Raw genomic sequence first — 20,545 nt, 5'->3', positions numbered from 1 at the left:
CCGGGCATGAGAAAACCCGCGGCGCCCTCGACGTTGCTCGTCGGGGCGCCGCGGGTTGTTCGGGGGCCGGGGCCACCGGGGGGAGATCCGCTTGCCGGGAATCCGGACTATGCGGCGTTCGCGCGACGCATACGGCGACGGCGCTCGGAGGCGCGCTCGTCCTCGTTCAGCCCGCCCCAGGTGCCGTACTTCTCCGGACGCGAGATCGCATAGTCCAGGCAGTCGGTTCGAACCGGGCAGGCCGCACAGATCTCCTTGGCCTTGCGCTCACGGATCTCCCGTTCCGGCTGGCGTTCGCCGTCCGGACCGAAGAAGAGCACAAGGTCCTCGCCCCGGCACGCGGCGGCATCCTGCCACCCCCAGCTCGGGCGGGGGCGCAGCGCGGCCTGCCGACGTACCTGAGACATGCTTGAACCACCTCTACTGAAATCACTAGTAAGCTGTCGGAAAAAGCTTCAGTCACCAAAATTGGTCATGCGGCGCGAGTCACCCCGCACGACGCAAACGCCGAGCGGTGCGAGTGATGTTCCCCGGTGTGGCTGAGACCACGAGAAGCACAGGTACTGCGGCACCGATCCGCCGATGGGCGGAGTGCTCTCACGCGAACGGCTGCGGAGGCGGTGACGGCCTCCGTCCGAGCCGGTACGTAATCATGCCATCCCTCATCCCGATCATGCACGGGGGGTAGGGAAATTACTCGCACAACCGTTACCGAAACCAGATGACAACTGACCGGTGTGCGGTCTTTTGTCTGAGTTTGTTGCACATCGCAAGATCTGGGGCCTTGCGAAGGACACAGCACATCGTATGGTGCGATGTCCCTCCTGCCTAGGGGGTCCTCCTGATGTGCGGGTCACATTGCGGTCTGTGCGGAGCTCCGAGTTCGGGCCTGACCGTATGTCCTCACCCTCCGTCGACGCCGGTGAGGAGGGCCGCGGCCCCTCCCGGGCCCGCTTCCGGGCGCCCCCACCGCGTCCCGCGTCCGCTCCCCGCCGGTCCGAGCCCCCTCGCGACACGCCGTCCCGCCGCGCTTCCGCCAACCCCCGCCCGCATGCCTGAAGGCTGCCCCTAGGGGAAGTACCAGGGTGGGGCGTCCGAACGGGTCGTGGTACGCGGACGTCCCAGACGGTAGAAACAACGGACGCGGCCGCTTCCCGGCCGCACGTCCCCGTGCCGGGACAACCAACACAAGGGAGAACGAGAACACCGTGGGCCTCTTGCGGTTCATCCTGAACGTCATCTGGATCTTCGTCGCGGGGTTCTGGCTGGCCGTCGGCTACGTTTTCGCGGGCATCATCTGCTGCGTCCTCATCGTCACGATCCCCTTCGGTATCGCCTCGTTCCGCATGGCCAGGTACGCGATCTGGCCCTTCGGGCGCGACCTGGTCCGCAGGTCCGGCGCGGGCGGGGGCAGCACCTTCCTCAACGTCATCTGGGTGATCGTCGCCGGCTGGTGGCTGGCCCTCGGCCACATCGCCACCGCGATCGGCCTCGCCGTCACTATCATCGGTATCCCCATGGCCTGGGCCTCGCTGAAGATGATCCCCGTCGCCCTCGCGCCCTTCGGCAACGAGATCGTCGAGAGCGGCCGCCCGCGGGAACCCTGGCAGTTCTGACAGCGTTGACCTCCCACCGGGCCCGTGGGAGACACGGGCCCCACTCGTTCGTCTCCCGCGAGACCACCCCCATGCGGCCGTCGGTACCCCGACCTCCACCGCGCAACGTCCAGAGAATGGAGTCCATGTGCAAGCCCAGCGGCCGGGAGTGTGGGCGCTCCTGAACAAGTGGCTCTCCGCCCGCAGAGCCCGCGCCGAGCGCCTCGCCAGGCTGGAGGCGGAGAACGAGCGCGGCGCCGAACCCCAGGTCGCGGACGAGGACTCCCACGAACAGCAGGGCGGCCCGGACAACCTGCTGCGCTCCATCAGCGACGTGGCCTGGCGGGTACTGATCATCGGCGTGGTGGCGGGCCTGCTCGTCTACGCGCTCGTCTACCTGTCGGTCGTCACGCTGCCGGTGATCCTGGCGGTGTTCATCACCGCCCTGCTCATGCCGATCGCCAACGGACTGCGCCGCAGGGGACTGGGCCGGGGACTGTCGACCACCATCGCCCTGCTGGTCGGGCTCATCATCTTCAGCGGCGTGATCTCGCTGATCGTCACACCCGCCATCCAGGGCTTCGGCCCGCTGGTGGACAGCGTCACCAGCGCGGTCGGCGAACTCCAGAACATCCGCTTGCCCTTCGTCGACCCGGCCCTGTTCACCGACATGATCGACGACGCCTGGATGCAGATCCAGGGCATGATCACCGAGAACCAGGACCAGCTGCTCAGCGGGGCCTGGACCGCCACCTCGGCGGTGATCTCGGTCCTGGTCGGCATCGTCCTCATCATCGCCCTGACCGTGTACTTCGTGCACTCGGGCGACCAGCTCATGGACTGGCTGGTCACCCTGCTGCCGTCCGGCTCGCGCCCGGGCATGCGCCACGCGGGCGACGTCGCCTACGGGGTCATGGGCCGCTACGTGCGCGGCGTGGCCGCGGTCGGCTTCTTCGACGCCGTCGGCATCGGCATCGTCCTGGTCATCGTCCTGGACATCAACCTGGCCATCCCGCTGATCGTGCTGACCTTCATCGGCGCCTTCCTACCGATCATCGGCGCCTTCATCACCGGCCTGCTCGCCGCCCTGGTGGCGTTCGTGACCGAGGGCTGGATCGTCGCGCTGTTCGTGGTCGGTGCCGTGCTCCTGGTACAGCAGCTGGAGAGCAACGTCTTCGCGCCGCGCATCTACGGCGCCTCGCTCGACCTGCCCTCGCCCATCGTGCTCATCGGCATCTCCGTCGGCGCGGTCGTCGGCGGCATCCCCGGCATGTTCCTGTCCACCCCGGTGGTCGCCGTGCTGGCCGCGCTGCTGCGCAACCGCCCGCCCTCCAGCGGTGACGACTCCGACCCGGGGGACGAGGACGTGGCCGAGGTCAAGGCGGACACCGTCGTGGTCAGGGCCGACCAGGAGTCCGGCCAGGACGGCGAGGGCGGAGCCACCCCGGTCGATCCCCCCGAGCAGAAGTAGGTGCGGGGCGGCGCCGCCCCGTCCGCGCCGCCTCCGGGAATGCCCGGCGCCCCCGACCCGTTGACCGGGCGGGGGCGCCCGCGTTCCGGTCACATCCCTCGTGCCGCCCCCGCCGGTGCCGTTAGTCTGGGTCGGTAGGCCCGAAGCCACCCCTCCCGCCGCCGCTGCGAGGGAGCACGTCTCCCCGCGGCGCACACGCGTGCCCGGCCGCACAGCCCGGCTGCGCGGACCGGTGACACAGACCGGCCGCACGGAACCATCCCACCACCTCGTAGGAAGCCCCACCATGCTGATCGCCACCGACCTCGAACTGCGCGTCGGTCCTCGACTCCTGTTGGAGCCGACCACCTTCCGCGTCGCCGCCGGGGACCGGATCGGACTGGTCGGCCGCAACGGTGCGGGCAAGACCACCATGACCAAGGTGCTGGCGGGCGAGGGCCTGCCCACCGGCGGTACGGTCACCTCCTCCGGCAGCATCGGCTACCTGCCCCAGGACCCGCGCACCGGCGACCTGGACGTGATCGCCAGGGACCGGATCCTGTCGGCGCGCGGCATCGACGAGGCCCTGCGCGGCATGCGCGAGGCCGAGAAGAAGATGGCCAGCACCGACACCAAGACCCGCAACAAGGGCGTGCGCGCCTACTCGCGCTGGGAGGAGCGGCTGCACGTGCTGGGCGGCTACTCCGCCGAGTCCGAGGCCGCCGCCATCTCCTCCAGCCTGGGACTGCCGGACAAGGTGCTCGGCCAGCCGCTGCACACGCTCTCGGGCGGTCAGCGCCGCCGGATCGAGCTGGCGCGCATCCTGTTCAGCGGGGCCGACACCCTGCTCCTGGACGAGCCCACCAACCACCTGGACGCCGACTCCATCGCCTGGCTGCGCGACTTCCTCAAGTCCCACCAGGGCGGGCTCATCGTGATCAGCCACGACGTGGACCTGGTCGAGCACGTGGTGAACAAGGTGTTCTACCTCGACGCCAACCGCAGCACCATCGACGTCTACAACATGGGCTGGAAGCTGTACCTGGAGCAGCGCGAGGCCGACGAGCGCCGCCGCAGGCGCGAGCTGGCCAACGCCGAGAAGCAGGCCGACACCCTGCGCAAGCAGGCCGACCGGTTCCGGGCCAAGGCGTCCAAGGCGCGCGCCGCGCAGCAGATGCTCAACCGGGCCGACCGCCTCCTGGACGGCGTGCAGGGCGTGCGCAAGTCCGACAAGGTGGCCAAGCTGCGCTTCCCCGACCCGGCGCCCAGCGGTCGCACGCCGCTCATGGCCGAGGGCCTGTCCAAGTCCTACGGGTCCCTGGAGATCTTCGCCGGGGTGGACCTGGCCATCGACCGGGGCAGCCGCGTGGTGATCCTGGGCCTCAACGGCGCGGGCAAGACCACCCTGCTGCGCCTGCTCGGCGACGTCGAGAAACCCGACACCGGCCGGGTCGTGCCCGGGCACGGGCTCAAGCTCGGCTACTACGCCCAGGAGCACGAGACCCTGGACGTTGGCCGGTCCGTGCTGGAGAACATGATGAGCGCGGCCCCGGACCTGCCGGAGGTCGAGGCACGGCGCACACTGGGCTCGTTCCTGTTCACCGGCGACGACGTGGACAAGCCCGCGGGCGTGCTCTCCGGCGGTGAGAAGACCCGGCTGGCGCTGGCCACGCTGGTGGTCTCCAGCGCCAACGTGCTGCTGCTGGACGAGCCCACCAACAACCTGGACCCCGCCAGCCGCGAGGAGATCCTGGCGGCGCTGCGGGGCTACAAGGGCGCGATCGTGCTCGTCACCCACGACGAGGGCGCGGTCGAGGCCCTCCAGCCCGAGCGGGTCATCCTCCTGCCCGACGGCGTGGAGGACGTGTGGAACGCCGAGTTCGAGGACCTCATCGCGCTGGCCTGACACCGTCCGCGACAGGCGCGGAACGTGGGGGAGGTGGACGCCCGGCAGGCCCGGGAGGTTCACCTCCCCTCTTTTCGGTCAGTGTTTGCCTCGTGCCGAAAACGGCGTTCTCGGCGGGGCGCCCGCGTGGTGTGGCGGGCCGCGGGCCCGATACCGGATCATGAGGGTGTCCCACGACGGGCGATCCGACGACTCTGAGGAGCGAGCAAGTGAACGACGCGCAGATCAAGCGCCCACGGCTGGCGGGAGAGGACCGCTCCGCGCTCGCCGCCCAGCTCAAGAGCCGCTACGACGCGGGGGAGAGCATCCGCATGCTGGCGGCGGCCACCGGGCGGTCCTACGGTTTCGTCCATCGGCTCCTGAGCGAGGCCGGGGTGGAGCTGCGCGGCCGCGGGGGGCCCACGCGCAAGGCGTGAGGCGCCTCGGCCCCGGCCCGCTCGCCGCCCTGTGTTACTGATGGGTAATATCCGGGGTGACACCGAACACGACGGAGGAACCCATGGCACAGGCGACGAACGGGCCCGGACCGGCGCCCACCGAGGAGGAGCTCTCCCGGGCCCGGCTCAGGCTGGCGGTGCGGGGGCCGGTCGCCCGCATCACCATCAGCCGCCCCGACCGCCGCAACGCGATGACCGGGCGCACCTGGACCACGCTGGCCCACATCGGCCAGACCCTTCCCGAAGACGTCCGAATCGTCGTCATCGACGGGGACGGCGACATCTTCTCCGCCGGGATCGACCTCGGCATGTTCAGCCCCGAGGGCGTCGACGGCGAGCGCTCCATGGTCGCGGGTCTGGCCGACGGCACCGCCTCCGACGCCGAGGTCCGGGACTACATCGCCGGCCTGCAGGAGGGCTTCCTCTGGCTGCGCCGCCCCGACCTGGTCACCGTCGCCGCCGTGCGCGGCCACGCCATCGGCGCGGGATTCCAGCTGGCCCTGTCCTGTGACCTGCGCATCCTGGCCGACGACGCCCAGCTGTGCATGAAGGAGCCCGCCCTGGGCCTGGTCCCCGACCTCACCGGCACCAAGCCCCTGGTCGACATCGTCGGCGTCAACCGCGCCGTCGAGATCTGCCTGACCGCGCGCCGCGTGGGCGCCCAGGAGGCGCGCGACTTGGGCCTGGCCGAGCTCGTGGTCCCCGCCGCGGAGCTCTCCGGTGCCGTGGACGACGTCGTGGCCGCCCTGCTCGCCACCGACCGCGCCGCCGCCACCGCCACCAAGGCCCTGCTCCAGCAGGCCGCGGGCAACACCCTCCAGCAGCAGGCCGAGGCCGAGCGCGCGGCGCAGGTCGCCCGGCTCGCCGCCCTGGCCCGTGCCACGGCCGAAGGCGCCCGCTAACGGGCCGACCGGAAGGGTTCTGACCTGCGTCTTAGCGAGGTTCGGCGCTCCAGGCTCGCTATAAGTACAAGATCACGGCGAAGGGGCGGGTCGGATACCCAGCGGTTCCGCGAAGATGTGGACGGGAGGGGGAGACCCTTGTCACCGGTCGAAAACCCCCACCCCGTCCCCGTCGTGAGGCGATCTCTAGTAGTCTTCTACGAGCGGTCGTGACATGCCGCGCGCATCCGAGCGCGCCGAGGCCGCGCAAGACGCGGAGAGCGTGCCGACCCGGTCGGCGCCACTCTTGACCCGAAGAGTCGCTCGTCCCCCCACACCAGTGAGGATCTCACGAGCTCAGGAGCCCCACACACATGCAGGGGCCCGCTTCCGCGTGTGATCAGGCGCGTTTGTGTGATTTCTTCGCTGGGTCGGTCATGGCCGTGTGAAGCCTTCCTCGAAACGCCGCCAAACGATGAGGAAGGTACACGTCACTTGACGACGGACACTGCCGTAACGCCTGCCTTCGACAGCCTGGGCCTGCCCCAGGACATCGTCGATGAGCTGGCCAAGAACGGTGTGACCACCCCGTTCCCGATCCAGGCCGCCACCATCCCCGACGCCATCGAGGGCCGCGACGTCCTCGGCTGCGGCCGCACCGGATCGGGTAAGACCCTGGCCTTCGGCCTGCCGGTCCTGATGCGCGCCGCCGAGCGCCGCGCCGCCGCCAACCGGCCCCGGGCCCTGATCCTGGTGCCCACCCGCGAGCTGGCCCACCAGGTCCGCGACGCCCTGCGCACCTACGCCCGCATCGTGGGCGTGCGCGTGGGCGACGTCGTCGGCGGCAGCTCCTACACCCGCCAGATCAACGAGCTGCGCCGCGGCGTCGAGGTCCTGGTCGCCACTCCGGGCCGCCTGTCCGACCTGATCGACCAGGGCGCCTGCGACCTGAGCGACGTGGAGGTCTCGGTACTGGACGAGGCCGACCAGATGTGCGACATGGGATTCATGCCGCAGGTCAGCGAGCTCCTGGACCAGGTCCGCCCCGACGGCCAGACCCTGCTGTTCTCGGCCACGCTCGACGGTGACGTCGACAAGCTGGTCCGCAAGTACATGAACGAGCCGCGCACCCACTCCGTGGACCCGCCGGTCTCGCAGGTCACCGCCATGGAGCACCACCTGCTCAAGGTGCTGCCCCGCGACAAGAACACGATCGTCACCCAGATCGCCGCGCGCGAGGGACGCACGATCCTGTTCGTGCGCAGCAAGTACCGCGCCGACACCATCAGCGAGCAGTTGGCCCAGGCCGGTGTTCCCTGCGCCTCGCTGCACGGCGGCAAGACCCAGAGCGTGCGCACCCGCACCCTGGCCAAGTTCCGTGAGGGCCGCATCCAGGCCCTGGTCGCCACCGACGTCGCCGCCCGCGGCATCCACGTCGACGGCATCGACATGGTGGTCAACGTCGACCTGCCCACCGGCCACAAGGACTACCTGCACCGTGGCGGCCGCACCGCCCGCGCGGGTGCCTCCGGCCTGGTGGTCTCCCTGGTGGCGCCCAACCAGCGCCGCATGGCCCGCCGCCTGCTCAGCGACGCCGGTGTCGAGGCCAAGCAGCACCTGGTCAACCCCGGCGACGAACTGCTCAGCGAGGTGACCGGAGCCAAGGAGCCCTCCTGGGAGCCGTGGATCGAGCCGCCGGAGCCCGTGCGCGAGCGCCGTGGCCGCGGCGGCCCCCGTCGGGGCGGTCCCCGCGGTGGCGGTGGCGGCGGCTACCGGGGTGGCGGCGGCTACCGCGGCGGTGAGCGCCGTGGCGGCGGCGGTGGCGGCTACCGGGGCGACCGTCCCGGTGGTGAGCGCCGTGACTACGCCCCGCGTGGCGAGGGCGGCTACCGCGGTGGCGAGCGCCGCGGGGACGACAGCCGCGGGGGCTACCGGGGCGACCGTCCCGGTGGTGAGCGCCGTGACTACGCCCCGCGTGGCGAGGGCGGCTACCGCGGCGGTGAGCGCCGCGGCGGCGGTGGCGGCTACCGGGGTGGCGGCGACAACCGCGGCGGCTACCGCGGCGACCGTCGCGGCCCGCGCCGCGAGGAGCGCTTCGACTCCGCTCCGCAGTACTGATCCCGCAACCGCTCCCGCGCTTGGAGCGGTACCGGTGACAGACCCGGGCCCGGCAGGTGGCACCTGCCGGGCCCGGGCCCTTTTTCCGGGGTCACCCACTTCTCTCGGACACTGCCACCTCCCGCAGGTCGAGGCCCCTGGTCTCGCGGGAGGCCGCGACGGCGGCCTAGGTCCGCGGAGCCCCCGTCGCCGCGTCGGCGTCCCCCGTGTCCGAACCGACGGCCGCCCTGCCACCCGAGGCCGTGTACCGGGTACGCAGATGGCGCAGGTAGGCGTCGGCACCGGGGTGGCGCCGGTCCTGTGCGCCGTGCCGGTGCAGACGCAGCTGTCCTTCGCCGGTGATCCGGACCGTGGTGGTGGCCCGCCTGCCCGTCTCCCCGGCGGGATCCGCCCACCCGGGACCCGGCCGCTCCAGGACGGGTACGGCGGCGGGGAACATGGCCAGGGCCTCACCGGTGGTGGCGGCGGGCGGGCGGCCGGTGCGGTTGGCACTGCTGACGTAGAGCACCGGGTGGTCGTCCAGGAGCGGGCGGAGCGGTTGCCAGCGGGTGCCGAAAAGCAGAACCCACCCGTCCTTGGCGGCCGGTTCCAGCCAGGCCGGCCGCTCGGCCTGCGGGTGCAGCGGCAACAGGACGGTGAGGTGCTCCTCGACCAGCAGGCGCCGCGCCAGCACGCGGTCCTCGGAGGTGAGGGCCCAGACGTCGTCGAGGGCGCGCAGGGTGTCGGGGTGGTGCGCCCACAGGGCGACGGACTGACTGACGGCGCGGCCCTTGGCGCGGTTGACGGCGGGCGCGGTGGCGGCGGTGATCACGTGGGTGAGGGGCGCGGGGTTCGGCAGCACGACCGCCGTGCCGCGGCCCAGGACCTGCCGGGCCTCGGCAAGGGTCACCGGTGTGCGGGGCCGGGTGCCGTCGTCGGGGTTCACGAGGCTCTCCCGGCGGTGGTGTGGGCGAGGCCGTCGAGGTAGTCGGCGAACGCGTGGTCGTCGACCACGGCCCGCCCGGTGCGGAAGGCACGGGACTTCACCCATGCCATCGCGGCGGAGGTCTGTTCGCGGTCGAGGGTCCTGCCCAGGCGGGAGGCCACGGCGGTCACCACGCGGGCGCTGGCCAGGTGGGTGAGGACGACGGTCGGTTCGATGCCGAGGAGCTGCTTGGGGTCGTAAGGCTGGAAGAGCTGCGGGTGGACGAAGGGGGTGCCGGTGGAGATCGTGCCCACCCCGGTGCCGACGACGGGCGTGGTGACGCTCAGCGGGACCCCGGTCTCCTCGGCCACCAGCCGCGCGATCCCCGGCAGCAGGGTCAGATCCGGTTCCCTCCACCACAGCTCGGCGTCCGCGCCGAACAGCTCCGTGCCGTGGCGGGCGAGGAGGAGCAGCAGTTGCTCGGTGGCGACCATGCCCGCCCGCTCGGCGATGCCCAGCCACGAGCTGGACACCACCCGCACTCCGCTGGCCATCGCCTGCAGGGTGTTGGCCAGCCCGAGCCCGAGGTCGTTGTGCAGGTGCGAGGCGAGGACCACCTCGTCGCCGGCGCCCGCCCGTACCCGGGAGAACATCTCCCGGCAGTCATGGGGCAGTTGCGCTCCCACCGTGTCGGCCAGAACGACCAGTCCGGCCCCGGCGCCCGTGAGCTCCTGCGCGGAGTGCGCCATCAGGGCGTGGTCGGCACGGGAGGCGTCCGCCAGGCACACGTCCACCGCGACCCCGTCGTCGAGTCCGCGGGCGTGTCTGACCAGGTCCGCCCCGGCCGTGAGCGCCTCCGCCGCGGTGCGATGGACCATCACCTGGGCCATCGCCTCGGAGGCGGGCACCACCACCATCACCCGGGCGTGGCGGCTGCCCTTCACCGAGGCGACCGCCTGCTCCACGTCCCGGAGAGCCCCCCGACACACCGCCGCCACGCTCACCGCGCCCTCGGCCTCCGCCGCGACCTGACGCACGGCCTCGAACTCCTCATCGCACACGGCTGGGAAGCCGGCCGCGAAGACGACCTGCCTCGGGCCGTCGGCACCGAAGATCCGGCCGGTCTCCCGGGCCAATCGCACCCTGGCCGCGGGAGGGATCAAGGTCTTGGCCTGGGCTCCGTCCCGGGCCGACTCCTCCCACAGCACCACACGATTCGCCTGTGCAGACTCCCGCACTACGTCCACGGACGTCACTCCCTCTTGTTTCCAGCCCGGCCATGTCCACCGCGCCGTCAGCAGAAACGATCACAAAGCTGTGTAAAGCGCGGATTTCGTTAATATGATCATTTGCAAGCGGTAACGGAACAACTTCACTCCGCTACGACGCGCGTATCCGTGCAGCTCGTCCACGGGTCCGGAGGAACAGGGCCGCTTCCCCACCGATGGCGGAGAACCTCTCGGCGTACGCCGTCGGGTGGTGCGGTCGGTCAGGCGGGCCAGCCGGAGCGGACCTGCCAGCGTGCCGCGGACGCCGGCGCCGGTCCGGCGCCCGATCATGTGCCCGCGGCGGGTTGTTGACCCGTTACGGTCCTTTACCGCTCCTTCGCGTGTCCGCACGGCCTCCCATCCCCGGTGACGTGGACACTTGCCGAAGACCGGACCGCCTGAAGGGGAGCGCGTGAACAACGCAGTCGTCGCCGTCAACGACTTCTTCTGGAGCTACTTCCTCATCCCGCTCCTGATCGTCCTCGCCGTCTACTTCACGGCGCGTTCTGGGATCGTGCAGGTGCGCCTGCTGCCGGAGATGTTCCGCGTCCTGGGCAGCGCCCCGGGCGTGGCCCCCGACGGCAGGCGGGAGATCTCCTCCTTCCAGGCCTTCTCCATCTCGGCCGCCTCGCGGGTGGGGACGGGCAACATCGTCGGCGTGTCCACCGCGATCATCCTGGGCGGCCCGGGCGCGGTGTTCTGGATGTGGACGATGGCCGCGGTGCTGGGCGCCGCGGCGTTCGTGGAGTCCACCCTCGCCCAGCTGTACAAGGTGCGCACCAGCACCGGCTTCCGGGGCGGCCCGGCCTACTACATGGAGAAGGGGCTGGGCAGGCGGTGGATGGGCGTGCTGTTCGCGGTGATCATCACCGTGACCTTCAGCCTGGTGTTCAACACGGTGCAGGCCAACAGCATCGCCGCCGCCGTGTCCACCTCCGTCGGCACCCTCGGCGGGACGCCCGGCCTGCTGCTGTCGGCCGTGATCGGGCTGGTACTGGTGGGCCTGACCGCGCTGGTGATCTTCGGAGGGGTCCGGCGCATCGCGCACGCCGCCCAGGCGCTGGTCCCGCTCATGGCCGTCCTGTACATCCTGCTCGGCCTGTGGGTGGTCGCCCTCAACATAGGCGAGCTGCCCCGGGTCGTCGGCGACATCTTCGCGTCGGCGTTCGGCGCGCGCGAGTTCGTCGCCGGGGGAGTGGGCACGGCCATCGTCCAGGGCATGCGGCGTGGCATGTTCTCCAACGAGGCGGGCCTGGGGTCGGCTCCCAACGCCGGTGCCACCGCCTCGGTCTCCCACCCGGTCAAGCAGGGACTCGTGCAGACCCTGGGCGTGTACTTCGACACCTGGCTGGTGTGCTCGGTGACGGCCTTCATCGTCCTGGTCCACGGTCCCCAGTACGGCGAGGACATGGGCATCCAGGTCACGCAGGGGGCGCTGGAGGCCAGCCTGGGCACGTGGTCGGTCCACGCGCTCACGGTCATCCTCTTCCTGCTGGCCTTCACCTCCGTGCTGGGCAACTACTACTACGGGGAGACCAACCTCCAGTTCCTGGACAGCAGCCCCCAGCACATGACCTACTTCCGCTACGCGGTCCTGGCGGCGGTCTTCCTCGGCTCCGTGGCGCCCCTGACCCTGGTGTGGAGCCTCGCCGACATCTCCATGGGCGTCATGGCCACCGTCAACCTGCTGGCCCTGGCGCCGCTGTCGGGAACCGCCTTCCGGCTGCTGGCCGACTACAGCCGCCAGCTGCGCAACGGTCTGGACCCCCAGTTCACGCTCGCCAAGATGCCCGGTCTGCGGAACGTGGAGTGCTGGGGCCCGGCCTCCGGACCCCAGCCCGAGGACGTCCTCCGCGACGAGGGAGAGGCGCCCCCGGACCCGGGCGCCGTCGCGGCGGAGCACGAACGGGACGGGGAGGAGAACGGCCCGGGGGACGCGGAGTCGCACGGCTCGACGGCCGTGGACGAGGCCGGTGACGCGGACCGTTCCGACGGCGACGACGGCCCTGAGGAAGGGAACCGGGGCTCCGGTACGGAGCGATAACCGGGGTATGACGAAGGTGACCACCTCCCCCCGTTCCACCTCCCCTCTGGTCTTCCTCCTGGCCGCCGCGGCCGGGCCCGCCCTGGGCGCGCTCTCCCTCCTCGGCGCGGCCCTGCTGCCCTGGGTGTTCGGCGGCCTCTTCACCGACGCGGCGGCGGGCTGGTGCGCCGTCGCGATCCTGTTGGGCCTGTGGGCGAGCACGCGGCTGGCCCCGTGGCAGGTGCCGGTCTGCGGAGCCGTCGCCCTGCTCAGCGCCGTGGTGTGCTACTACGGTGTGGCCACCGCCCTCACTGACGGGCCGGGCGCCCTCCTCGACCCCGTGGGATGGCTGCTCCCGGCCTGGCTGTGGCTGCTGGCCGCGTGCGCGGCCGGTCCGCTGCTCACCACCGCCGGGGCGTGGATCCGCCACGAGCGCCGACCGCGCCGCCTGGTGGGGCTCGGCCTGCTGGGCGGTGTCTTCCTCGCCGACGCGCTGCTCCCGGTGCTGGACTGGGCGCACTTTCGGATCGTGTCGCCGGAGGTGACCCTGCCCCACTCACCGGTGCCCATGTTCGTCCAGTCCGCGTTCTACGTGCTGGTGGGCCTCGCGCTCGTCCTGGTGATGGCCCGCAGGCCCGGGGACCGGCCGCGGGCGCTCGCCGCGATGGTGCCTGCGGGACTGGTGTGGTACGTGGGTGTGTGGGGAGCGCAGAAGACTATTTTTCTGGCCGGGATGGGCTATCTCGGTTGAAACCGGGGGGTGGTTGTCCACAGGTCGGAGTGGGACGCTGACGGGCGAAAACGATTTTCGGTACGATGCGTGGAGTTCCCACCCGACCACCGCGGAGTACCACCGTGTCCGACCGGACGACGCCCGCCGCCGCACCTGACCCCGCCGCGCCCGGCTCCGCCCCGCCCAACGCCTCCGCCCCGCCCAACGCCTCCGCCTCGCTCGGCGACACCCTCGCCGGGGGGTGGAGCGACCGCGGCGACGAGCTGCCCCCCGAGGACTGGGGGCGCAGGAGCGGTCAGCGCAGAACCGGGACGGTCTGGCTGTTCGCCCTCTTCATCACCGCGATGGCGATGGGGCACGCCTGGGTCACCGACCAGTTGACCAGCGACGCCTTCCTGGCCTGGGCCACCATCTTCACCGCGATCAGCTTCCAGGCGCTGCCCTTCCTGGTCTTCGGCGTCGCGCTGTCGGCGGCGCTCACCGCGTTCGTCCCGACCTCGGTCTACCAGCGCCTCATCCCCTCCAACCCCGCACGGGCGGTGCCGGTGGCCGGGGCCTCCGGCGCCCTGCTGCCCGGATGCGAGTGCGCCTCGGTCCCCATCGCCGGAAGCCTGATCAAGGGCGGGGTCGCGCCCGCCGCCGCGCTGACCTTCCTGCTGGCCGCGCCCGCCATCAACCCGATCGTCATGATCGCCACCGCGGTGGCCTTCGCCGGGCAGCCCGAGATGGTGCTCGCCCGGTTCGTCGCCTCGCTGCTGGCCGCCGTGGTCGTCGGGTGGATCTGGGTGCGCTTCGGGCGCGCCGACTGGCTGCGCCTGCCCACGCGCACGCACGCCCCCGGCGAGTCCCGGTGGGTCGTCTTCCGCGAGTCCATGTTGCACGACATGATGCACGCGGGCGGCTACCTCGTGGTCGGCGGCCTGGCCGCGGCCTCCCTCAACGTCCTGGTCCCGCGCGAGTGGCTGGTGACGGTGGCCGGACTCCCGGTCGTCTCGGTGCTCGTGCTCGCCCTGCTCGCCATCCTGCTGTCCATCTGCTCCGAGGCCGACGCGTTCGTCGCGGTCAGCCTCACCGAGTTCTCGCCCACCGCCAAGCTCGCGTTCATGGTGATCGGCCCGATGGTCGACCTCAAGCTCATCGCGATGCAGGCGGGCGTGTTCGGCTGGCGCTTCGTGGCGCGCTTCGCGCCGCTGTGCCTGCTGGTCGGGCTGCTCAGCACCTTCCTGATCGGAGGCCTCGTCCTGTGAACCGTATCGCCCAGGGGCTCACCCTCGTCCTGCTCGGCGCCGCCGCGCTGACCAGCACAGTGGCCACCGACCTCTACCTCAACTGGGTCAAGGCGGGTTTCGGACCCTTCCTCATCGCCGCGGGTGTGGTCATGGCCGTGCTCGGCGTGCTCATCATCGTGGCCGAGCTGCGCGGGGAGAGGGCGGCCGCGACCGCCTCCGAGGACCACTCCGACCACTCCGCCGACGACCACGGCCACGACCACTCCCGCGCTCCCCGAGTGGCCTGGCTGCTCCTGCTGCCGGTGCTCGCGGTCTTCGTCGTCGCCCCGCCCGCGCTGGGCGCCTACACCGTGGAGTCCACCGCTGCCTCCTCAGCCCCGCCGCCCGAGCAGGCGCGCCCCGGCCGCTTCGACGACGGGTTGGCCGAGGCCGGGCCCGGCGAGGTCGTCGCGATGGACATCCGCCAGTTCGTGATGCGCGCCTGGGTGGACGAGGAACGCCAGCTGGCGGGGCGAGAGATCGAGCTGACCGGTTTCGCGGTGCCCGATCCCGAGGGGGACGGCTGGTTCCTGGCCCGCCTCCAGATGTCCTGCTGCGCCGCCGACGCCATCGTCAACAAGGTGCACATCTCCAACGAGCCCGCGCCGGAGACCGACACCTGGTGGACGGTGCGCGGCACCTGGGTCGAGCCCGAGGGCGACATCGTCGACGTCAGCCAGCACGAGTTCGAGGTCCTGGAGATGGAGGAGGTCAGCGACCCGCCGTCCCCCTACGAGCAGTAACCGCCGGTCCGCTCGCCGACCGCCGCCACACCGCCGTCGCTTCGACGGATGTCCGTCCCCCTGGGTGACAATGGGTCGGTGCCAGGTTGGGATGACGGGCCCGGGAGGGTGTGGGATCGGATACGTCCCCGGTCGATTCGGGCCCGGGTCACGTTCGGCGCGGTCGCGGCGCTGGCCGCGGTCACCGGACTGGGCCTGGCCCTGACCATCTTCCTCGTCCGCGAGGCGATCGTCGAGCAGGTCCGCGACCTGGCGGCTGAGGAGGCCCGCGACGTCGCCGACTACATCGCGGTCCAGCGCTATCCGGAGCTGATCCCCGGCGGGGAGTCCGTCCTGCGGATCCAGGTCGTCGCGCGCGACTCCGGCGAGGTGCTCGCCTCCAGCGACGCCCTGGAGGGGCAGCCGCAACTGACCGCCGAGCGTCCCACCACCTCCGATCCACGGGTGGACACCACGGTCTGCGGTCCGGTCGCGGGCATCGACCCCCGGACCTGTCTGCTGGTGTCGGGCTACGCCGTCGACGACACGGCCTACGGCGACGTCGTGGTCCTGGCGGCGGTGGGCACGCCCCAGGTCGTGGCCACCCACGTGCTGGAGGACGCGCTGGTGGTGATGTCCTGCGTGCTGCTCACCATCACCGGTCTCACCGTCTGGTACGGGGTCGGCCGCGCGCTGCGCCCCGTGGAGCAGATCAGGGCCCAGCTCGACACCCTCTCCGTCAGCGACCTGCACCGCAGGCTCCCGGTGCCCAGGAGCGACGACGAGATCGCCTACCTGGCCCGTACCGCCAACCACAGCCTGGAGCGGATGGAGGAGGCGGTCACCCGGCAGCGGCGGTTCGTCTCCGACGCCTCCCACGAACTGCGCAACCCCATCGCCGGGATGCGGATCAAGCTGGAGATGGAGCTCTCCGACCCCGATCCCGACCCCCGCATGCGTGAGCGGCTGCTCTCCGGCCTGCTCTCGGACACCGAGCGGCTGGAGAACATCGTCGCCGATCTGCTCGAACTCGCCCGTCTGGACACCGGGACCGCGCCCGTCCAGGAGCGGTTGGACCTGCCAGCGCTGATCGCGGAGGAGTTCCTGTCCGATCGCCGCGCTCCCGAGCTGCGGCTGCACTCCTCCGGCCCGGTCCACGTCGACGCCAACCGCCTGCGCCTCGTGCGGCTCCTGACGAACCTGGTCGCCAACGCCGACCGGCACGCCAGGTCCCGCGTCGACGTCATCGTCCGGCGGGAGGACGGCTTCGCCGTGGTGGAGGTGCACGACGACGGGACGGGGATCCCGCCGGGGGAGCGGGAGCGGATCTTCGAGCGCTTCGCGCGGTTGAGCGAGTCGCGGGAGCGCGATCCCGGCGGCAGCGGCCTGGGGCTGGCCATCTCCCGCGAGATCGCGCGGGCCCACGGCGGCAGCCTGCTGGCAGGGCACAGCGAACTGCTCGGCGGGGCGGCGTTCATCCTCCGCCTCCCCGAGGCATCCGAGGACCCCGAGGACCCCGAGGACCCTGAGCGCCTCGGGCATTCCGACCGCCCCGAATAGTGCGGACCGCCCCGTCCGCCACGAGTGCGGCGTCCGTCCCGAGCCCCCGGAGCGCCGCGGACATCCCGCTCGTCCCGAACAGCGCGGAAAGCTGTGCGTCCGCCCCGAAAGGCGTGGACCAGCCGGTTCTGCGGGGGTCCGGCGCCGGGCGTACTCTGTGGCCATGGGTGAGGACACGCGCGGTGTGCGCGCCGCGGACGTGTCGCGGCTCGTCCTGCTGCTGCTCTGGGCGGCGCTGCTGGTGTCGGCGCTGCTGTGGGGCCCCGACCTGGAGACCCTCCAGGCCTGGGTGGAGGACGCCGGAGCGGCGGCTCCACTGGCCTACCTGAGCGTGTACCTGCTGGGGGTGTTCGCCTTCCTGCCCCGGCCCGCCCTCAACGCCGCCGCCGGCCTGCTCTTCGGAATGTCCCTGGGCCTGGTCCTGGCCGTGGCGGGCGGGGTGTGCGCCGCCCTGGCCCAGTTCTCGGTCGCCCGCCACGTGGCGGGCGACGCGGTGGACCGGCGGCTGCCCGAGGGGGCCCGAACCCGGCTGGAGGCCCTGGCGGGCGGGCGCGCCCTCCTGGCGGTGCTCCAGCTGCGGCTGATCCCGGTCATCCCCTACCAGGTGGTCAACTACGGCTTCGGTCTGACCCGGATACGGATGTGGCCCTTCGCGCTGGGCACGCTCCTGGGCGGGGTGCCCAGCACGGCGGCGCTGGTGCTGGTCGGCGTCGGGGGCACGGACCTGGGGCTGCCGGTGGCCGTGGCCGGGGCGGTGCTCGCCGTGGTGATCGGCGCGCTCTGGTGGGTGCGCTCGCGCCGCGGGCGGGCGCGGGCCTGAGGCCCGCCCCGGCCACCCGGGTCCCCGCAGCGGTCGCGGACAGCCGCGCTCCTGTGACGGACGTGCCGTCCGCCGTACCCGAACCGGTGGCGGTACCGCTCGGGCACCGCCACCGGCCCTCCGGTCTACCCGCCGGACCCCCCGAAGAGGGCCACCTCGTCGGGCGCGGGGCGCTCCAGCTCGAAGGGCAGGATCTGCCCGCCGCCGCTGTCGGTGACCATGGGCTCCTGGAGGACCTCGGGCTCCTCACCGGCGTGGTGCTGCACCACCATCACCCCGGCGTAGCCGCTGTGGTCGTTCTCGGTGGCGTTGAACGGCACCAGACCGGGACCCGTCCACTCGTGGGAGTTGAGGGTGGTGAGCAGGCTCTCCCGGGTCAGGTCGGGGCCGGTCCGCATCAGCACCTGGGCGAACAGGACCGCCTGCACCATGCCGTAGACGGTGGTGTCGGTGAAGGGCGTGCCCTCGTTGTACTGCTCGTGGACCTCCAGGAAGAACTCGGTCCACGGGTCCTCGCGCTGGGCGGCCATCGGCAGGAACGCGGTGATGATCAGGTCGTCCAGGAAGGCCTCGGGCGGGACGTTCTCGGCCGCCGTGCCCTGCGCGTACTCCTCGATCAGCCCGGTGGCCACCGCCACGTCGCCGCCGAAGCTGGGCGCCACCCACTGCGGGGTGTAGCCGATCGCTGTGGCCTCCAGGACGGCCAGGGCCAGGAAGGCGGGGATGCAGTAGCAGACGGCGATCTCGGCGCCCGAGCGCTTGAGCTCCTCGACCTGTCCGACGAGCTCGGGGACGCCGGGGTCGTAGGACTCCCAGGCCACGATCTCCTCGGTGAGGTACTGCTCGATCCCCGCGTGGGAGGAGGGGCCCACGTCGTCGTTCTGGTAGAGCAGGCCGACCTTGTCGCCGGGGAAGTTCTCGGCGATGTACTGGCCCTGGATCTTGGCCTCCCGGGTGTAGTCGACCTGGAAGCCGTAGCTGTAGGGGTAGACCTCGGGCTGGTCCCAGGCCAGGGCGCCGGAGGAGACGAACAGGTCGGGGACGCCCGCCTCGTTGAGCTCCTCGATCACGGCCTCGTGGGTGGGGGTGCCCAGGCCGCCGAGCATGGCGAAGATCTCCTGGTCGTCGATGAGGCTGCGGGTGGCCTCCAGGGTCTGCGCGGGGTCGAACGCGTCGTCCTGGACCTGGTACTCGATCCGGCGGCCGTGGATGCCGCCGTTGTCGTTGATGTAGTCGAACACGGCGCGGGCGCCGGTGGAGACGTGTCGGAAACCCGGGGAGGCCGCCCCGGTGAGCGGCTGGTGGGTGCCGATGACGACGGCGTCGTCCGTCACTCCGCGGGGGTCGGCTCTGTCGGAGCCGTCCGTGCCGCTGGAACAGGAGGTGAGGAGAACCGTGACGGCCAGCGTCGAGGAGAGGATTCTCAGTGGTCGCATGATGGTGTCCTGGACTCGGTCGTGCCTTCGCGGAACGGGCGGGGCGGGGCCCGTGGGGGAGGTACGTGTCTGCGGAGTGGACTGCGGGGGTAGGTCTACTCACCAGTACGTTACTTGCGGGTAAACACTCTACGCATGTCCCCAGACCGCGCAAACCGACCGGTCGTCATGTGACGTGTGTCCAGGTGGGAGGGGGTGGAGTGTGTCCGGATCAGCCGTTGGGCGTCCCCGGCGCGCGTCCGCCGCACCGCTCGCCCGCCGCATGGCCGACACCGGACACGGGGCCGCCCGCGGTCTCGGCGGCGCCCGAGGGCACGGGGTCCAGGGTGCGGGACGGACCGCGCAGGATCTCGCGGGCCAGCCGCGCGATGGTGTCGGAGGCCTGCTGGATCGGGCTGTCGCGCCGCCAGACCAGCAGGTGGCGCAGCTGGATGGGTGCGCCCTCCAGGGGGCGTATCACCACGTCCGGACCGGTGTCGAAGTCCGGCTGGCACGGCGCGACCGCCCGGCGGTCGGCGATGAGGTCGCGGATCTCTGAGCGGTCGTAGAGCCGGTAGGGCACCTCGGGGGTGAACCCGGCCCGCTGGCAGGCCAGGTAGAAGCACTCCGGCCAGCCGGTGCCGTCCGGCGGGGTCAGCGCCCACGGGGACCCCTCCAGGTCGCCCAGCCGGACCAGCGGCCGGTTCGCCTGGGGGTGATCGGCCCACAGTGCCACGTGCAGCGGCTCCACCGAGAGCATCGCCCAGGACAGGGGGCCGTCCGTGGACAGGTCGCGGTCCACGTAGTCGATCGTGGTCCCCAGGTCCAGACGGCCCGCACGGACCAGGTCGGTGACCAGCTTGGGGGAGTACTCCGTGCGCACGTGGACCGGCACGTTCGGGAAGACCTCGGGAATGCGGGCCGACAGCTCCAGCGTCAGCGGCCCGACCCCGCCCACGCGCAGCGTGGTGGGGGAGGCCCCGCGCGCGGTGATGTCGTGCAGCAGGTCGTCCATGGACAGCAGGACCGAGCGGGCGCGCACCAGCACGAACTCGCCCAGCTCGGTGGGGCGGACCCCCGAACGTCCGCGGTGGAACAGCGGACCGCCGACCTCGCGCTCGATCCGCTGGAGCTGTGTGGTCAGTGCGGGCTGGGAGGTGGAGAGCGCGGCGGCCGCCTTGGTCACACTGCCGGTGTCGGCCAGGAGACAGATAGTGCGCAGGTGGCGGAGTTCGAGGTCCATGCGTGGAATCTAGGACGAGGAGGGGGCTCGTGTACAGACGTGCTGTCGTCGCGGGCTCGGCGACCCGCCCCGTCTAACGGAACGGTGGCCGGAGCGGTGCGCTGTCCAAGGGGCCGGAGCGCCGGGCGCACCCGGCTTGTGGAGCTGGGGTGCCGTGCGTCACCATATAGTTGGACGTCCTACTAGGTGTCCACATGTCGGA

17 protein-coding genes are annotated in these 20,545 nt (G+C 71.7%); 12 read left to right on the top strand and 5 right to left on the bottom strand.

Annotated features, from left to right (window positions below):
• Positions 1 to 107: 107 nt before the first annotated feature.
• Positions 108 to 407, bottom strand: a complete 300-nt coding sequence (locus FYW99_RS14460; RefSeq protein ID WP_017588640.1) for a WhiB family transcriptional regulator — start codon at positions 405 to 407, stop codon at positions 108 to 110.
• An 801-nt stretch (positions 408 to 1,208) separates the two neighbouring features.
• Here FYW99_RS14460 and FYW99_RS14455 point away from each other — a divergent pair.
• The 6 genes from FYW99_RS14455 (at position 1,209) to FYW99_RS14430 (ending at position 8,387) form a co-directional block, all read left to right on the top strand.
• Positions 1,209 to 1,616 carry a YccF domain-containing protein gene (locus FYW99_RS14455; RefSeq protein WP_150252554.1) on the top strand — a complete coding sequence of 136 codons (408 nt, stop codon included), beginning with the start codon at positions 1,209 to 1,211 and terminating at the stop codon, positions 1,614 to 1,616.
• A gap of 127 nt (positions 1,617 to 1,743) precedes the next feature.
• Complete coding sequence (locus FYW99_RS14450; RefSeq protein ID WP_150252553.1) at positions 1,744 to 3,066, top strand: AI-2E family transporter; 1,323 nt, start codon at positions 1,744 to 1,746, stop codon at positions 3,064 to 3,066.
• A 286-nt stretch (positions 3,067 to 3,352) separates the two neighbouring features.
• On the top strand, positions 3,353 to 4,951 hold the full coding sequence (locus tag FYW99_RS14445) for an ABC-F family ATP-binding cassette domain-containing protein (protein ID WP_017564368.1): 1,599 nt from the start codon (positions 3,353 to 3,355) through the stop codon (positions 4,949 to 4,951).
• Between the two features lie 209 nt (positions 4,952 to 5,160).
• Positions 5,161 to 5,367, top strand: coding sequence for a helix-turn-helix domain-containing protein (locus FYW99_RS14440; protein WP_150252552.1), 207 nt, complete (start codon positions 5,161 to 5,163; stop codon positions 5,365 to 5,367).
• A gap of 83 nt (positions 5,368 to 5,450) precedes the next feature.
• Entirely contained in the window at positions 5,451 to 6,290 is an 840-nt protein-coding gene (locus FYW99_RS14435; RefSeq protein WP_150252551.1) for an enoyl-CoA hydratase/isomerase family protein, read from the top strand.
• Positions 6,291 to 6,764: 474 nt separating this feature from the next.
• Positions 6,765 to 8,387, top strand: a complete 1,623-nt coding sequence (locus tag FYW99_RS14430) for a DEAD/DEAH box helicase (RefSeq protein WP_150252550.1) — start codon at positions 6,765 to 6,767, stop codon at positions 8,385 to 8,387.
• Positions 8,388 to 8,553: 166 nt separating this feature from the next.
• On the opposite strand, the gene FYW99_RS32830 is transcribed toward FYW99_RS14430, so the two are convergent.
• Positions 8,554 to 9,312: a hypothetical protein gene (locus FYW99_RS32830; protein WP_150252549.1), complete on the bottom strand. Its 759-nt coding sequence runs from the start codon at positions 9,310 to 9,312 to the stop codon at positions 8,554 to 8,556.
• On the bottom strand, positions 9,309 to 10,538 hold the full coding sequence (locus FYW99_RS14420; RefSeq protein WP_223839024.1) for a 2-isopropylmalate synthase: 1,230 nt from the start codon (positions 10,536 to 10,538) through the stop codon (positions 9,309 to 9,311). The genes FYW99_RS32830 and FYW99_RS14420 overlap by 4 nt, the downstream gene beginning before the upstream one ends.
• Positions 10,539 to 10,971: 433 nt before the next feature.
• Between FYW99_RS14420 and FYW99_RS14415 the strand changes: the two genes are divergently transcribed.
• The 6 genes from FYW99_RS14415 to FYW99_RS14390 all read left to right on the top strand — a co-directional run bounded on the left by FYW99_RS14415 (position 10,972) and on the right by FYW99_RS14390 (position 17,685).
• On the top strand, positions 10,972 to 12,603 hold the full coding sequence (locus FYW99_RS14415; RefSeq protein ID WP_150252548.1) for an alanine/glycine:cation symporter family protein: 1,632 nt from the start codon (positions 10,972 to 10,974) through the stop codon (positions 12,601 to 12,603).
• A gap of 7 nt (positions 12,604 to 12,610) precedes the next feature.
• Positions 12,611 to 13,333, top strand: coding sequence for a DUF6518 family protein (locus FYW99_RS14410; RefSeq protein WP_150252547.1), 723 nt, complete (start codon positions 12,611 to 12,613; stop codon positions 13,331 to 13,333).
• 104 nt (positions 13,334 to 13,437) lie between these two features.
• Positions 13,438 to 14,562, top strand: a complete 1,125-nt coding sequence (locus tag FYW99_RS14405; RefSeq protein ID WP_150252546.1) for a permease — start codon at positions 13,438 to 13,440, stop codon at positions 14,560 to 14,562.
• Positions 14,559 to 15,326, top strand: coding sequence for a TIGR03943 family putative permease subunit (locus FYW99_RS14400; RefSeq protein ID WP_150252545.1), 768 nt, complete (start codon positions 14,559 to 14,561; stop codon positions 15,324 to 15,326). Before FYW99_RS14405 ends, FYW99_RS14400 begins: the two co-directional genes overlap by 4 nt.
• A gap of 78 nt (positions 15,327 to 15,404) precedes the next feature.
• On the top strand, positions 15,405 to 16,865 hold the full coding sequence (locus tag FYW99_RS14395; RefSeq protein WP_223839022.1) for a sensor histidine kinase: 1,461 nt from the start codon (positions 15,405 to 15,407) through the stop codon (positions 16,863 to 16,865).
• A 163-nt stretch (positions 16,866 to 17,028) separates the two neighbouring features.
• A complete protein-coding gene (locus tag FYW99_RS14390) occupies positions 17,029 to 17,685 on the top strand; it encodes a TVP38/TMEM64 family protein (RefSeq protein ID WP_150252543.1) in 657 nt (218 codons plus the stop codon).
• A 125-nt stretch (positions 17,686 to 17,810) separates the two neighbouring features.
• Here the strand turns inward: FYW99_RS14390 and FYW99_RS14385 are convergent, their stop codons facing one another.
• Both FYW99_RS14385 and FYW99_RS14380 read right to left on the bottom strand, forming a co-directional pair.
• Positions 17,811 to 19,121 (bottom strand): ABC transporter substrate-binding protein, encoded by a 1,311-nt coding sequence (locus FYW99_RS14385; protein WP_150252542.1) that lies wholly within the window; start codon positions 19,119 to 19,121, stop codon positions 17,811 to 17,813.
• A gap of 211 nt (positions 19,122 to 19,332) precedes the next feature.
• Positions 19,333 to 20,343 carry a LysR family transcriptional regulator gene (locus FYW99_RS14380; RefSeq protein ID WP_150252541.1) on the bottom strand — a complete coding sequence of 337 codons (1,011 nt, stop codon included), beginning with the start codon at positions 20,341 to 20,343 and terminating at the stop codon, positions 19,333 to 19,335.
• Positions 20,344 to 20,545: the final 202 nt, after the last annotated feature.

Source organism: Nocardiopsis deserti (assembly GCF_008638355.1).
Classification (GTDB): Bacteria; Actinomycetota; Actinomycetes; order Streptosporangiales; family Streptosporangiaceae; genus Nocardiopsis; species Nocardiopsis alborubida.
Note: the sequence above shows the minus strand (reverse complement) of the source record. Positions and strands in the feature narration are given on the sequence as shown.